Source organism: Microbacterium sp. SLBN-146 (assembly GCF_006715145.1).
Taxonomy (GTDB): domain Bacteria; phylum Actinomycetota; class Actinomycetes; order Actinomycetales; family Microbacteriaceae; genus Microbacterium.
Window position 1 is genome coordinate 1,537,486 of the sequence record NZ_VFMR01000001.1, and the last position, 14,779, is coordinate 1,552,264.

Annotated in this window: 11 protein-coding genes and 1 pseudogene; 6 read left to right on the forward strand and 6 right to left on the reverse strand. The window is 68.2% G+C overall.

The genetic code is table 11. From position 1 onward, the window contains the following. Window positions 1–3: 3 nt before the first annotated feature. Window positions 4–2,097, reverse strand: a complete 2,094-nt coding sequence (locus FBY39_RS06505; RefSeq protein WP_141931211.1) for an acyltransferase family protein — start codon at window positions 2,095–2,097, stop codon at window positions 4–6. Window positions 2,098–2,290: 193 nt separating this feature from the next. On the opposite strand from FBY39_RS06505, the gene FBY39_RS06510 reads away from it, so the two are divergent. The 6 genes from FBY39_RS06510 (at window position 2,291) to FBY39_RS06530 (ending at window position 8,394) form a co-directional block, all read left to right on the forward strand. Then, window positions 2,291–3,517: a glycosyltransferase gene (locus FBY39_RS06510; RefSeq protein ID WP_141931212.1), complete on the forward strand. Its 1,227-nt coding sequence runs from the start codon at window positions 2,291–2,293 to the stop codon at window positions 3,515–3,517. Beyond that, the gene (locus FBY39_RS06515) at window positions 3,514–4,872 is read left to right on the forward strand and encodes a hypothetical protein (protein WP_141931213.1); all 1,359 of its coding nucleotides are present in this window, start codon (window positions 3,514–3,516) and stop codon (window positions 4,870–4,872) included. Before FBY39_RS06510 ends, FBY39_RS06515 begins: the two co-directional genes overlap by 4 nt. Window positions 4,873–4,928: 56 nt before the next feature. Beyond that, window positions 4,929–5,165, forward strand: coding sequence for a twin-arginine translocase TatA/TatE family subunit (gene tatA, locus FBY39_RS06520; RefSeq protein WP_222115667.1), 237 nt, complete (start codon window positions 4,929–4,931; stop codon window positions 5,163–5,165). A gap of 4 nt (window positions 5,166–5,169) precedes the next feature. Beyond that, complete coding sequence (locus FBY39_RS16400; RefSeq protein ID WP_160132991.1) at window positions 5,170–5,625, forward strand: hypothetical protein; 456 nt, start codon at window positions 5,170–5,172, stop codon at window positions 5,623–5,625. Then, complete coding sequence (locus tag FBY39_RS06525; RefSeq protein ID WP_160132993.1) at window positions 5,622–7,718, forward strand: acyltransferase family protein; 2,097 nt, start codon at window positions 5,622–5,624, stop codon at window positions 7,716–7,718. The genes FBY39_RS16400 and FBY39_RS06525 overlap by 4 nt, the downstream gene beginning before the upstream one ends. 109 nt (window positions 7,719–7,827) lie before the next feature. Beyond that, window positions 7,828–8,394, forward strand: a complete 567-nt coding sequence (locus tag FBY39_RS06530; protein ID WP_141931215.1) for a hypothetical protein — start codon at window positions 7,828–7,830, stop codon at window positions 8,392–8,394. A 57-nt stretch (window positions 8,395–8,451) separates the two neighbouring features. Here FBY39_RS06530 and FBY39_RS06535 read toward each other — a convergent pair whose 3' ends face one another. The 5 genes and pseudogenes from FBY39_RS06535 to FBY39_RS06550 form a co-directional block, all read right to left on the reverse strand. After that, the gene (locus FBY39_RS06535) at window positions 8,452–9,399 is read right to left on the reverse strand and encodes a hypothetical protein (protein ID WP_260837469.1); all 948 of its coding nucleotides are present in this window, start codon (window positions 9,397–9,399) and stop codon (window positions 8,452–8,454) included. A 90-nt stretch (window positions 9,400–9,489) separates the two neighbouring features. Then, a pseudogene (locus FBY39_RS16830) lies at window positions 9,490–9,798 on the reverse strand (Ig-like domain-containing protein); the annotation flags it as partial. A 246-nt stretch (window positions 9,799–10,044) separates the two neighbouring features. After that, window positions 10,045–11,904, reverse strand: a complete 1,860-nt coding sequence (locus FBY39_RS06540; RefSeq protein ID WP_141931218.1) for a hypothetical protein — start codon at window positions 11,902–11,904, stop codon at window positions 10,045–10,047. Window positions 11,905–12,068: 164 nt separating this feature from the next. Beyond that, window positions 12,069–13,022 carry a nucleotidyltransferase family protein gene (locus FBY39_RS06545; RefSeq protein ID WP_160132996.1) on the reverse strand — a complete coding sequence of 318 codons (954 nt, stop codon included), beginning with the start codon at window positions 13,020–13,022 and terminating at the stop codon, window positions 12,069–12,071. Next, a complete protein-coding gene (locus tag FBY39_RS06550) occupies window positions 13,019–14,620 on the reverse strand; it encodes a polysaccharide biosynthesis tyrosine autokinase (protein WP_160132999.1) in 1,602 nt (533 codons plus the stop codon). Before FBY39_RS06550 ends, FBY39_RS06545 begins: the two co-directional genes overlap by 4 nt. Window positions 14,621–14,779 lie beyond the last annotated feature (159 nt).

A 14,779-nucleotide genomic window follows, 5' to 3' on the forward strand; every position in this document is an offset into this window, starting at 1 on the left:
CCATCACTCTCCCTCGCGTTCGATCGCTGACGAGAGGCCGAGGGCGTCGTCGAGGAGGGTCGAGAGCCGCATCGAGTAGGCCGTCGTGAGGTGGCCGCCGTCGGCGAGGACGAGTGTCTCGTCGACGACCGCGGGACACGTTCCCTCGCGGCAGAACCAGTCGACGGTGTCGATGAAGGTCACCCGCGCACCGTCGATAGCCGCCGCCTCCGCTGCGGTCTTCTCTTCCCAGACGTCGCCCGGCGCCCTCTCGCACGACCCCGTGCCGGTCAGCCGAGTGGCGCACGACATCACGGGTGTCGTCTCGGGGGGTGATGACAAGATGGCGAGCCGAGCGCCCGTCCTGGCGGTGAGGTCGTCCGCGCTTTCCTGCACGCCCTGTCGCCAGAGTGCGGACGCCGCCTCCCTGCCGTGCTCTTCACTGAGACGCTCGTACGATCCGAGTGCGCCGCTCAGGACGATCAGCTGCGGATCGAGTGCGACCGCGATATCGAAGGCCTCGTGGCGAGCCGCATCGCACTCCGCGCCGAACTCCGCGCGCCCCGTGCGGTCGGCCACCGTCACGACGAACGGAGGGCAACTCTGGACCGTGAGGCTCACGACGCGCCACGAGTCGTCGGCAGCCGCGACGATGCCGGGCAGCCAGCTCGCGGCGATGGAGTCGCCGATGACGACGAGCGTCGGGGAGTCGGGTGAGCCCTCGAACACGCAGGTCAGTGACGCGGCGTCCGTGGCGGCGATGACGTCCGCGGGCTTCGTCAGGCATGCCCGTCGCGCGGCGAACTGCGCAGCGCTGACGGATGCCCACGCCGTGTCCAGCGCTTCGGAGGGCGCCTCCGGCTGGAGGAGCGCTCGGTCGATGGCGTCGTCGAGCTGCTGTTGCGTCTCGAACGGCGGGTGCGCCGTGGCATCCGATGTCAGTTCCGGCGTCTCGATCCACGACGACGGACCCGCGATCTGCGTGAGGCTGAGCGCACCCACGATGCCGAGCGTCGCAATGCCCCACCCGAAGTGGAGCCCTCGTGAACCTCGATCGGCGACGCGGCCCGCTCGATCACGGAACGGCACCTCGACGAACCGGTATGTGGCGTAGGCGAACGGTCCGAGCAGCGCGAGGCTCACCCAGATTCCGACGGCGCCGGGCCAGAGCGCCGTCGCGATGATGAGCAGGGGGAAGTGCCACAGGTACAGCGAGTACGAGATGTCGCCGATGAAGGTCAGCGGCCGCAGACGCAGCGGCGCGAGCACCCGAGCGGGATTCGCGGTCTCGCCGGCGGCGATGAGCGCCGCCGTGCCGAGGACGACCGGCAGTGCGGCCGGCGCGGGGAAGCCCATCCGGCCGTCCACGAGCAGAACGGAGGCGGCCACCACGATCGCGCCGATGATCGCGAGCGCCGTCGACAGGGCGGGACGCACGCGCACTCGGAACAGCAGGATCGCGAGCGTCACGCCGATACCGAGTTCCCACGCGCGAGACTCGAACGAGAAGTACGCCCACGCTGGGCGCTCGGCGCTCTCGACCAGCGCGATCGCGAGCGAAGCGATGGTGGCCGTGGCGGCGATGACGCCCGCCCAGCGTCGCAGCCGGGGCCATCCAGCAAGGGCGCAGAGCGCGAAGGTCAGGGGCCACACGGCATAGAACTGCTCCTCGACCGACAGCGACCAGTAGTGCTGCAGGGGGGATGCCTGCGCGAACCCCGCGAAGTAGTCGGTGCCGAGTCGTGCTGCGCGCCAGTTCTCGACCGAGAGGACGGATGCCAGCCCGTCCATGGCGATCTGGGTCGCCCGAGGCAGGAAGAAGACGACGGCGCTGACGACGACGGTCACCGTGACGACGAGTGCTCCCGCGGGGAAGAGCCTCCCGAGCCTGCGGACGACGAACGCGCGGAGCGAGACGACGCCGTCCCGCTCCGCTTCGCGCAGGAGACTCAGCGTGATGACGAACCCGGAGACGACGAAGAACACGTCGACCCCGAGGAAACCGCCCACCGGCACCTCGAACGCGTGACCCGCGACCACAAGCAGGACAGCGATCGCTCGGAGCCCTTGGATATGCGGGCGACGTGTCGCATGAGCAGGAGTGACGACTTCGGGCACGGTCTTCCTTCGGGGGTGTCGTCAGTCCTACGTCATCCCGTCCGGGTGCGTCGGCATCGCGGCGACCGCGGGCCGTGTGGAGTACGCGGACGATTCACCCCATGGCTCAGCCGGGCCGCCGTGGGAGGGCCGGTGCCGGTCACCCTCCTCGGTGCGCGGGCACGCCGCAGGCGAGAGGCCCGAGAAGTGCATCGTGAGAGGGACGACAGCATCCGCATGGCGTGACTCTGAAGCGCTCCCTGCGGATGCTGCCCTCTCCGCCGTCGGCGCCTGCCTTCTGCGGGAACTCGATTCCGTCGACGAGGAGAGCTCCATGGTGAACCGGCTGATGACAAGCGACGTCCAGGATGATGCGCGGGGTGAAATCTCGCGACTTCGCGTACTGCACGTCCTGGACAGCTCGGGACTCGGCGGCGCTCAGCGGGTCGCGATGACGCTGGTGGAGTGGCTGAGGGATCTCGGGGTCGATACCGCCGTCGTCGCGCCCGACGGCGCCATCCTCGACGGAGCCGGCGACCTCCGGCAGTTTCCGTCGAAAGGGCGCCCGGGCTTCGGTGAGATCAGTGCCGCGATCGACGCGTTCCGACCGACCGTCCTGCATGCCCATCAGCGTCGCGAGGCGCTCGTCGCGGGGATCGCGGGCCGGATGCGTGGCATCCCGACCGTCGAGCACGCGCACACGGTGCTCCCGGGGCATCGTCACCGTGGTCTGTCGTTCCGCTCGCGTCGGATCTATGCCGTGAGCCCCGACGTCGCGCGCATGGTCGTCGACGACTACCGTGCGTCCGCCGAGCGCGTGCGTGTGATCCCGAACATCGGTGCCGTGCCGGTGGCGACCGAGGCGCCGGGCCCGTCGTACCGTCTCGTGCTTCCCGATGTGCCGTGGGAGATCCTCGGAATCGGGCGGATGACGGAGCAGAAGAATCCGCTGCGATTCGTGTCGGTCGTCGCCCGGCTCAACCGCATCCGTCCCGTGCACGCCCGCTGGATCGGGGAGGGGCCGCTGCTGAGCCCCGCGCGGCGACTCGCCGCTGTGCTCGGCGCTCCCGTCGACTTCGTGGGGCGCTCGGTGCAGATCGCTGAAGAGCTCGACGGCGTCGATGCGCTACTCATGACATCGGAGTGGGAGGGGCTGCCGCTTGCAGCGCTCGAGGCCTACGCGCGCGGGCGCGTCGTGTTCGCGACGGAGTCGTCGCGCGTGCCGGCACCGGAGGCGCTCCGTGCGCGCTACATCGTCGATGACGGGACGACCGACGAAGACTTCGCGCGCCGCATCGCCGACACCCTGTCGGTCGCCGACGGCGTGGCATCCGACTCCGTCGCGGTGCACGCGGATGCCGCTCGGCGCGCAGACCTCGATGGTCTCTTCGCGCCGATCCTGGCCGACTACCGCGACCTGTCGTCGAGAGGGCGCGTGTGAGTCTCGACCTCCTCGTGGTCGCCGCCGCCGTTGCGACGCTGGCACTCGTCGCACTCGCGATCCTCGCGCCGACCGATCGCGCGCGGGCGTTGGCGCTCGTCGGCTCGGTGGTGCTCGTCGTCAGCGTCGCGCAGAACAGTGCGCCGTCCATGCTCCGCAACGGCGCCTACGTGCTGGGGATCGCGGTCCTCGTGCTCGCCGAGCTGCGCAGTTCACGCCGCGCCCGGGGAAGCGCGCCCCTCGTCGCCGCGATCGCTGGCTGGTGGGGACTCGTCCTGCTCGTCGTCGCGCTGACCCAGTCCTACAACGTCTCCGCCCTCCTGCTGCAGGCCGCGTTCGTGCTGACGATGGTGTGGTCGATCTCACGGGCGACATCTATCGACCTGTCGTGGCTCGTCACGTCGGTCCTCGTGCTCGCGGCGGCGCAGACGGTGCTCGGCGTGGCGGAGGTGTTCGGCGGCGTCGAGCCCGTGTGGGGGTACCGCGGCGGGCTCGAGCGCGAGAACCCTTTCCAGACGGATCTCGTGCGCGCGCAGGGCACGATGGGCCATCCGATCGTCTTGGGATACCTCGAGGGACTCGCCGTCGTTCTCGCCTGGGCGAACCCCTTCCGGCTCCGCCAGGCCGTGCGCCTCCCGTTGCTCGGCGCAGCCGTGGTCGGGGTCGTGCTCTCGGGCACGCGAAGCGCCGTCCTCGTCGCTGCCATCGCGATCACCGCGCACATCGTGCTGCGTCTCGACGCTTTCCGCCTCCTCCGTGGCCTGTTCCTTCTGCTCGCGGCGGCCGTTCTCGTCGCCGTACTCGACTTCGGTCTCACGCAGCTCGCGCTCGACACGATCGACTCGGGGTCGTGGGTGCACCGCCTGGGGTCGCTGCAGGCCGTTCCGAACCTGCTCGGACGGGAGGGGTGGGAGCTGTGGTGGGGGAGCGGCTACGGCAGTGAGCGCGAGCTGTTCTCGCGCGGCTACATCGTGCTGACCTACGGCCTGCCGGTCGTCGACAACTTCTTCGTCTATCTCCTCGGCACGACGGGCATCGTCGGACTGGCGCTGACGCTCGCGATCCTCGTGTTCGCGTTCCTTCGCGGGCAGCGGTACATCAAGGCAGCCGTCATCTACGTGACGGGCATGTTCTTCTCGTTCGACACGACCGTGTGGTTCTCCTCGGGTGTGCTCATGTTCGTCGTGCTGGCCATCGCCGCATCACACCAGGGCGGCGGAGAGGCGGGGCGCCAGGTGGTGCGACGCGGTCGTCGTGACGCGCGAGGTGTGAGGGGCGGGGTGACGCCTACGCCGGTCGAACACCGGGAAGTCGCGGAGCAGCCTCAGACGGTGGAGACAGTGCCCGCACACTGAACGTCGATCGAGCGCATTCGCCTCGCGTCACCTCCGCACGTGGATGGGGTTCAGCCATGGCCATTTTCGGCAACGCACTGACGGGGTGGCATCTCGTCATCGTGCTCGTCGTCGTCGTTCTGTTGTTCGGGGCTACGCGGCTCCCGGCGCTCGCCGGCAGCATCGGCAAGTCCATCCGGATTCTGAAGAAGGAGGCGAAGGCGGATGCTGCTCAGGACGACGATGAATCCTCGCCGGCTCTCCAGTCGGACACGACGGATGCCGCATCCCTGAAGCCGCACCAGACGGTCTGAACCGATGGAGACGCAGAGTGCCGCTTCGCGGCTCCCTCTGGCAGACCAGCTGCGTGAGGCACGCAGTCTGCTGCTCATCTGCGGCGCGGCGTTCGCTGCGACAGCGATCGCCGGGGTGGCGTACTCGGGCCTCATCGTGGCGACGGATGCGGCATGGGTCGCGAACGACGTCGATGCCCTGCTCCCTGTCACCGTGTGCGTCGAGTTGTCCTTCCTCGCCGCGGTCGCGATCGTCATCCTCAATCTCGGAGGCGTCGTCAGCGCTCGTGCCGTCATCCGCCCGTGGCCGATCCTCGCCGCGGTGATCCTCATCGCTGCCGCGATCGTCGCTTCTTCGGCCGGAGTCGTGATCGCGCTCTTGAGCCTCGCGCCGATCGCGCTTCTCTACGGCGCCGCGTGGTTGTCGTGCGCCCTCCACGATCACCGCGTCGAGCGCGGCACCGTCGCGCGACGGCCGTGACGGGAGTCGGCTTCCGGCCCGAGGTCCAGGCGCTCCGCGCGCTCGCGGTGATGATGGTCGTCGTCAATCACCTCTGGCCCGCGCAACTGCCGGGAGGATTCGCCGGCGTCGATGTGTTCTTCGTCATCAGCGGGTTCCTCATCACAGGCCATCTGACTCGGGAACTGGTCGCGACAGGACGCATGGATCTGCCGAGCTTCTGGAGCCGCCGCGTGCGCCGTCTGCTCCCCGCGGCGCTCGCTGTCCTCGCCGCGTGCCTCGTCCTCACTCTCGGCATGCTTCCGTCGTCGATGTGGCGTGAGAATCTGGGACAGATCGTCGCGAGCACCTTCTACGTCGAGAACTGGGTCCTCGTGGCATCCTCGACGGACTACTTCGCCGCCGAGGATGCTGCGACGACCGTCCAGCACTATTGGTCGCTCTCCGTCGAGGAGCAGTTCTACCTCGTCTGGCCTCTCATGCTCGTCGTGGCTGTGTGGCTCGCGACCCGGAGCAGCGGGCCCCGCGGGTCGCAGAGGCGTCGCGCGATCGTGACGTCCATCGCGATCGTCGGACTGGTCTCACTTGCCGCGAGTATCGTCTTCGCCGGAATCCCGGGGGGCGGCGGGTACTTCTCGACGGTGACGCGGGTCTGGGAGTTCATGGCGGGCGCCGCACTCGTCTTCCTCCCCACGCTGACGCGGTGGCCTGCCTGGGTCGCGGTCATGGCCGGATGGCTCGGGGTCGCCGTCATCGTCGCATGCGCGTTCGGGCTGCGCGGAGCGACGGACTACCCGGGTGTCGTGGCGCTCCTGCCGGTCGTCGGCACCGTGCTCGTGATCGCTGGGGGTTCTCCGCTGTCGCGCTGGTCCATTTCCTCGATCGCTCGCCGTCGCAGCGTGCGGTACCTCGGAGACATCTCGTACTCGCTCTATCTCTGGCACTGGCCTCTCATCGTCGCGGCACCCTTCGCGCTCGTCGCAGCGGGCGGCTTCGCATCGTGGTGGCAGCGAGCGCTCGTCCTCGCACTCAGCGTCGTGCTGGCGGGGCTCACGAAGCGCTATGTCGAGGAGCGCTTCCGTCGCGCGCCCGCGGGCGTCCCTCGCACGACCGCGAACCGGCGAGCTCTGATCTTGCCGTTGGCAGCGGGAGTCGTGATGCTCGCCGCTGCCGGCACGGTCATGACAGTCGTCGTCACGCCCCGCGCGCACGCCGTGGAGCAGGCGTTCGACGCGCTGCGCGAAGACGGATGCCTCGGTGCCGACGCCGTCGTGAACGGCTGTGACGACCCGTTCGGCACGGGTCCATCGCTCGATCCGATGCTTGCCGCCGCAGACCGGGTGCCGGTGTGCGGCTCTTCGCTCGGACGCCCCGCCGCGGGGGAGACGGCCGCGACGTGCGTGTACGGCGATGCTGCCACGAGGCCTGTCATCGCGGTCGTCGGCGACTCGCACGCGCAGATCATCGCGTACTACACCGCCCGCTGGGCGCTCGAGCACGGGTACGCCGTGAGAGAGTTCACATCGCCCGCATGCCCCGTCATCGCGAGGCAGGAGCTGGCGTTCCCTCACGCGAATCGTGCGACGACGGCGGAGTCCGTCGACAGCTGGGAGGCGTGTCGTCAGACGGCTGAGGGCGTGCTGTCGGAGGTCGCGGAGGACCAGGGGATCGTCGGAGTCGTCGTGACGAACGCGACGCGGACGTACATCGATCAGGAGGCCCCGGACCGAAGCATCCTGGCATTCGATGTCGCGGAGCGCGCGCTTCGAGAGCTGTCTCGTGACGACCGCCCGGTGCTCGTGGTTCGCGATGTGCCCGGGCTCGACTTCGACCAGGGAACCGCGCCGCAGTGCCTTGCGCAGCACCCGGACGACGTCTCCGCGTGCGCGGCACCGCGTGCCGACGTGACGCTCGCAGACGACCCGATGGTTGAGGCCGCGGACCGTGTCGGAGCAGCCACACTCGATCTCAGCGACTTCTTCTGCGACGCAGCGCTCTGCTATCCGGCGGTGGGAGGCGTCATCGCCTACTGGGACAGAGCGCATCTGACCCGCACGATGGCCGACACGCTCGAGCCCGCGATCGACGACGCGCTCGAAGAGGCGTTCGGGTGACGTAGCGGATGAGTGCGCGCCGCGGTTGCCTGCGCTCGTCGGGGGGTGCGAACTCGATCGCGACCGAGCAGATCTATCGTCGGGGGATCGTTGCACATATGCGTGCTGCATGGTCGCAGTCGCGGGGGAAAGGGGCCGCATGTCGGATGCGGGGGAATCGCTGGATGCTGGGGCATCGGCGCACGATCCGGGTACCAGTCGTATCTCACGACGCCGGGTCCTGACGGGTGCCGCGCTCGCGGTGCCTGCGATCGTTCTGACGACGGCGCTGCCGGCGCGAGCCAGCTCTTCCGATGGAATGGTGCCGATCGTGAAGCTGCGGGTCGACCCCGACTTCGCCGCCGAGAACGCGGCACAGTACGACCCCGTCACGAACACGAACCGGGGGCCGATCGCTGTCTACGTGCGCGTGCGGTACGACCAGGGCGTTGTGTGGTGGCCTGAGCCCGACCCTTCGCCCGCGATCGTGCCGTGGACGGTTTCTGTCACCGGCCCGTTGGGTTCCACGACGTTGAGCGGCTCGGTGAGCATCGCGCTGGGCGGCTATGCACAGCACCTCGAGTGGTATCCGTCCGCGACGGGCTTCCCCGTGCCGCCAGGGCTGTATCAGTTCACGCTCACGATCTTCGGCACGGGAGGGTCAGCGAGCTCCACGACGACGTTGACGATCGCATAGGCGTGCTGGCTAGGCGAGGACTTGATCTTGCCGCCCCGCCAATGCGTTCGCGGCGCGTCAGAGTGTGATTCGCATCACCTGGTGCGTTCCCGCATCAGTCACGTAGAGCGCGCCTCCGCCGTAGCACACTCCTCGGGGGTTACTGAAGATGCCGCTTGTCGGGGTGATGGTAGAGACCACGCCTTGGGGTGTTACGCGGCGAACACACCTATTGAGCGCGTCAGTGACGTAGAGATTGCCCTCGTCATCGACGCAGAGGTCGGCAGGTCCGTTGAAGCTGGCCTGACTGGCCGCGCCGTCCGCATAACCGGCTATCCCGGACCCTGCGAAGGTCGATACCTCGCCACTCGGCGAGATCTTGCGTACGACGTGATTCGTGTCGGCGACGTAGAGATTGCCGTCCGGAGTTCCGACGATGCCTACCGGGAATCTGAAGCGGGCGGATGACCCGGTCGCGTCGACGTAGCCAGCCTGACCAGCCGAGCCTGCCAACGTCGTGACAACACCGGCCGTCGTGACGCGGCGAATCGTGTGATTCTGTGCGTCTGCCACGTAGAGATGACCGTCTGCCCCCATGGTGACGGACCGCGGTTCATAGAACCGTGCAGTCTGGCCGGTGCCGTCAACTGAACCCGCCGCTGCTCCACCTGCGAGCGTCGTTACGGTGGACGACGCTCGGTTGAGGAATCGAATGGCGTTGTTCGAGTCGTCCGCAACGTAGACGTTGGCTGCGGCGTCCATGAGGACATCGGTGGGCGCTTGGAAGGAGGACCCCGCGAACGACCCATTCAAGAGAGTCTGAACGCCGTTTCCCGCGAATGTCGTGACGTTGGCGGCGGGATCGATTGTTCGGATCCTGTGGTTGAAGGCGTCCGCGACGTACAGCCAGCCGCTTGGCGAGACGGCGATTCCCCACGGCGTGCTGAATTTCGCCACCGAGCCGGCACCGTTCGCGAACCCCGCTCCGCCGCTCCCTGCGAAGACGACCGTCGACAGTGCTCCCACCGAAAGTCCTGCTGTCGAGCTCAGCGGCCCCGAGAGAGCGGTGAGCGCGGCGGGTCCGATCGCGGAGGTTCCGGCCCCTGCGGAAACCGTGGTCGAGAACACTCCCGACGAATCCGTCGTACCGTTTGGCGCCGCTACCGTGATCGAGCCGGAGGGGGACAGGGCGACCGGCTGGCCCGCCCACGGCTGCCCGTGCGAGTCCAGAACCGTCACCGTGACTGTCGTCGAACTACCCCTCGACACCACCGGGCTCGAAATGCTGATCGACAGGGCGGAGTCTCCGGAGGTCGCGCGGGCGGGCACAGCCGTCGTCAGCATGATCGCGGGAACGGCGATCGCCGAGCCGATGAGCACTTGCCTGCGATTGAGGTCGGAGGTAGTGGCAGTGGACTCTGGCATGGCTGTGATCGTCCTCGAGGTCTCGGCACGGTCGGGGGTATCCGTGGCACACGAAACTCTCCACTCCTGGGGGTCCCGCGCCGGTACGGAAGGGTGCGAACGCCGCGGCAGCGAGCGACGGAATTCATCCCGCGCATCGCCCGGACCGGCTCCGAAGACGCTGACTATTCCGTCCGGCCCGGGCTATACCAGTTCACCCTCATAATCTTCGGCGATGGGAGGGTCAGTAGTCGTCGCGTCGGCTTTCTAGGGCACCTCGAGGTAGTCGGTCACGTAGGCCGAGATCAACGAAGAGAACGAGTGCTGTTCCAGAGCTACGATCTTCCGACCGGTGACGGCAAGAGTGCTGTTCGCGCTGATCGGTGTCCACGGCTCTCCGCCGTTGCCGCTGTTGCCGAGTTGAGCATCTCCGTTGTAGGACCACGACCGGAACGTGCCATCCGTCATCTCGACGTAGGCGTTGCGCGACGACGCTCCGATGTTCTTCGATCCAGACGCGATAACAGTGGCCGGGGTTGAGCGGTTGCTGCTGCTGTTGTTGCCGACCATCCCGTAGTGGCGCGTGCCCGACTCGCTTGAGTCATTGGCTCCCCATGCTCTGACCGAATCTCCCACGAGTGCGTATGCCGTCCGGTATGCGGCGACGATCTGGGTAGTGCCAGACGCCGACCCCAGCCCGCTGACGGTGACGGGCACGTTGCTGTTGCTTGTGCTTCCGTTGCCGAGTTGACCATATCCGCCCGCACCCCACGCCCGAACCTCTCCGCTCGAGAGCAAGGCGTAGCCGGTATTCTGATTCGCCGTGATCTTGTCGACCCCACTGCTCAGCCCGGATACGTTCACGGGAGTGTAGGAGTCGCCCCATGTCGAATTGCCCAGTTGACCTTCCGGCCCCCGTCCCCACGCCATCACTCCATTAGCACTCGTGACTACGTAGGCTCCTCCGCCGTGGGCGGCGACTGCCTTCACATTGGAGCCCAGGCCGGCCTTCTTGACCGGATTGGTCCTGCTTCCGCCCAGTCCGTCGATGCCGTCGGCGCTACCCCATGCATAGACATCTCCGCCGACAGTAAGGGCGTAGCCGGAGTCATCACCCGCAGCGATCTGCGCGATCTTGATCCCGTTCGTTTCGAACCAGGCGATCTTGGTCGGAATGGATCGATCGCTGGTGTCTCCAACGCCGAGTTGGCCGCCGTTGTTCTTGCCGACGGACCAGACGCTGCCGTCTTCGAGGAGGAAGTAGGTGAAGTAGCCGGGGGTGCCGTCGTAAAGTCCGCCGCTAACAACCTGTGTGATGGGGGACGGGAACACGCGGAGAGGTTGTGTGAGAGCAGATCGGTTGTTGGTGTCGCCGACTCCCATCTGCCACGTGTTGTTGTAACCGACGATGAGCGCGTTAGCGCCCAGGACGAGTGCGCTGGCGGTGGCTGTCGTGGATGCGGGTCCGGATGCCGTGAGAGTGGCGGTCGCACCTGGCTTGCTCCACGTGTTCGGGGTGAGGGTGACACTGGCGACGCCGGAGGCATTGGTCGTTGCGGTGACCGAGTTGTAGGTTCCGTCGATACCTGCCTTCGAGAAGGTGATGGTCTGCCCGCTGATGCCGACGTTCGAGGCGTTCTTGAGCGTCGCGGTGACCGTGTTCGCTGCCCCCGCGGTGATCTGCGCCGCGGTGGCGAGCGTAAGAGTCACACCGCCGGTGACGGTGGTCGTGTCCGTGGAGGTGAGCGGGCCCGAGGTTGCTGTAACCGTGATCGTGGCGCCGTTGGCGGTGAAGGAATCGACGTTGAGCGTGGTGGCGTACTGCCCGGCGCTGTCCGTCGTGCCGGTCGTCGAAGCAAGGGTCGCGCCGCTCGGTCCGGTGACGACGAGCGTGACAGTTTGACCCGCCCAGCCGAGGCCCTGTGAGTTGAGGACGGTCGCCGTCACGTTCGACGAGCCGCCCGCAGTGACGGTAGTCCCGGCGATGTCGACGCTCAGCGCCGAGTCGGCAGAGGTCGCGTGCGCGGGTACCGCGGTCGTCAGCATGATCGCGGGAACGGCGATCGCCGAACCGACGAGCAGTTGCCTGCGGTCGAGACCGGGCGCGTCTGGAGTGAAATCTGGCATGGCTGTTACCGTCCTCAACGTCGGGTGCCCACGGTGGGGTTATGTCCGTGGCGCACGTCAGCATCCGCGCTCGGGGAGATCGTCGCGAAGCCTCCCGCACGAACTCCGCGGCTCTGCGCGAGAGATTTCATCCCGCGATTCGCCTCACGCGGTCGCGCTCGCCCTCACCGTCCCGCCTGCGAGACGAATCGCATGGCAGACCACAGAGCGGCGGGCGCGTGACGGATGCCGCGCACCCAGCGCCGCGCATAGCCGCGCACGAGCGCCGTCGTATCGAGCGAGGCCTGGGGGAGGCCGTCCTTGACGATCGTCGTCCGCGGGGGTGCGAAGAGGCGACGAAGGGAGACACCGTGCCGCCGATAGGTGCCGTCGAAGAGCAGCACGAATCGACGCGCCAGCGGGTCGAGGAGCCGCAGACGCCATTCGCGTGATGGCTCGCGCCACTGCACACCTTCCGCCAAGCCCGTCGTGAGCAGAGGCTCGAGGAACGGCCGCGCGCACGCGAGTGCGCCAAGCTCCTCCGCCCGCTCGATGAGTGCGCGGGGCTCGATCGGCGCGACGTGGCGCGACAGTGCCACGAGGTCGGCGCGGTGCCGCGACACCCGGGGGTTGCGCAGGTCGTGCAGGGCGAGGGTCAGCACGGTGTCGATCTCATCCGTTACCCACACGCGTCCGTCTGCGACCTCCGCCTCGACTCGGTGCGCCCACAGGGCCTCGAACACATCGGCATCCGGCCGTTCGAAACCGGGGAAGCGGAAGTGCACGTCGAGGTCGCACGGCCAGTGCGGATGCGTCAGCGACAACGAGTGCGGCGGGAAGGCGAGCTCGTCGTCGTCCGCGGGACGTGCATGCCACCCCATGCCGTTGAGCGCCCCGATGAGCGCGTCGAATCTCGTGGGCTCCGCCATGACATCGACATCGGCGCCCCTCCACGCCTCCCGCATCCCTATGCGCGCCGCGGCGAGACCTTTGACCACGACGATCCGCGCGTCGCTCAGATCGGCTGCGTGCCGGACGACGGCGTGGGCGAGCTGCAACGCCACACCCGACGGAAGCGGCGCGACGTGCTGCGACGACTCCGGAGCGGAAGCGCTCGCTCGCTCGCCTCCACCGGTCACGCGAGGTGGGATCGCTCAGCGGGGGCGTCGTTCATCTCGTCGCTGGGCGCGATCGTCGGGGGATTGCGTCGCGTCCGCCGCGGGAGGTCTTCGGGCCGCAGGTTCGTCGTGTTGGCGATGGGCGGAGCCTGCGGCGGGGGAGCGTCGTCCTCGACCTTGGGCCTCTGCGTCGGGGTGTAGTAGGCCTTCTGGCCGTAGTAGCCGTAGTACTGGGCGTCCGCACCTCGTTCCGGTACACGGTTCAGGACGACCCCGAGGATCTTGCCGCCCACCCGGTGCACGGCCCCGACGGCACGCTGGAGCTGGTCCTGTGTGCTCGACGCGGCATCCACCGTCATGATGACGCCGTCGGCGATCGTCGAGAGCACGGCGCCGTCGGTCACTGCGAGAAGAGGCGGAGCATCCAACACGACGAAGGCGCCCGTGCGCCGGAGCGAGTCGAGGAACTCGCGCATCGCGTTCGAGCCGAGCAACTCGCTCGGATTCGGTGGGGTCGGCCCCGACGTGAATACCGTGAGGTCGAGGTTGCCGGGCACGCGCTGTGCCACGTCGGCGGGGGTGGCCCGCCCTGCGAGCACATCGGTCAGCCCGACAGCCCCCTCCTTCTCGTAGATCGTCGCGATCATGGGTTTGCGGAGATCGCAGTCGACGACGATGACAGGACGACCGGATGCCGCGACGGCATCCGCGAGGTTCGCCGCGACCGTCGACTTGCCCTCACCCGGCGACGCGCTCACGACGACGACGACGGAGGGCGGGTCGTCGATGCTGACGTACGCGAGGTTCGTGCGCAGCTCGCGGATGCCCTCCGTGATGGCGAAGTGCGACCTTCGGGCAGGCCCGCTGAGGGGGGAGACGGCGGTCGCGAGGCGACGGCCCGCGTCGAACGGCTCGTAGCGGATGAGCGTGCCGATCACCGCGACGCCCGCGGTCTTCTCGACCGTCTCCACCGATCGGACGCGACGATCGAGCGTATTGCGCACGAGCATGAAGATGCCGGCGGCGACCAACCCGACGACACCGCCCACGACGAGCGCCGAGAAGATGTTCGGACTCGACGGCGCCGTCGGCGTCGTCGCGGCGGCGAGGGGGACGAACGATGTCGCCTGCGTGCGGATCGTGCCCTCGGGCACCTCGAGTTCCTCGACACGCTGCGACATCGCCGCGATCCACGCGTCGGCCAGCACGCGCGCCGCTTCGGGCGTCGACGCGGAGGCGCTGATCTGGATGAGCGAGCTGTCGTCGGCGAGATACGGGGTGGTCGCGGCCAGGAGCGATCCGGGTGAACTCGAACCGATCGCCTCAGCGACCGATTCGGCGACGGCCTGCGACTTGGCGAGCTCGACGTACGTCTTCGCCTTCGACTTCGCGAGGTTCTCGGCGGCGAGGGCGAGGCCCGCGTCGCCGCCACCCGTCGTCTGGACGACCCCCGTCGCGACGGAGGTCCAGACGCGAGGCTGCGTCAGCGTCCAGAGGGCCGCGATCGCGATGCAGATGAGAAGGATGCCGAGCGCGCCGACCCAGTAGGCGCGAACGGCGCGGAGGAACTCCCGCAGATCGAGCGTCGGGGTGATCTGCTCGTCGACTGTCGATGCCATGGGTCTCGCGTCCCTCCCCGGGGATATCACTGCCAAATCCTCCCTACCCTGCTCGTTTCCGTGGGGCGGGTCGTCGAGGTGGCGGTGTTTACGGGAGCGTCGCCGACAACGATCACCCTGCTGGTCACCGCGCCGTCCTCGCACGTGTCGCCTTCGTGA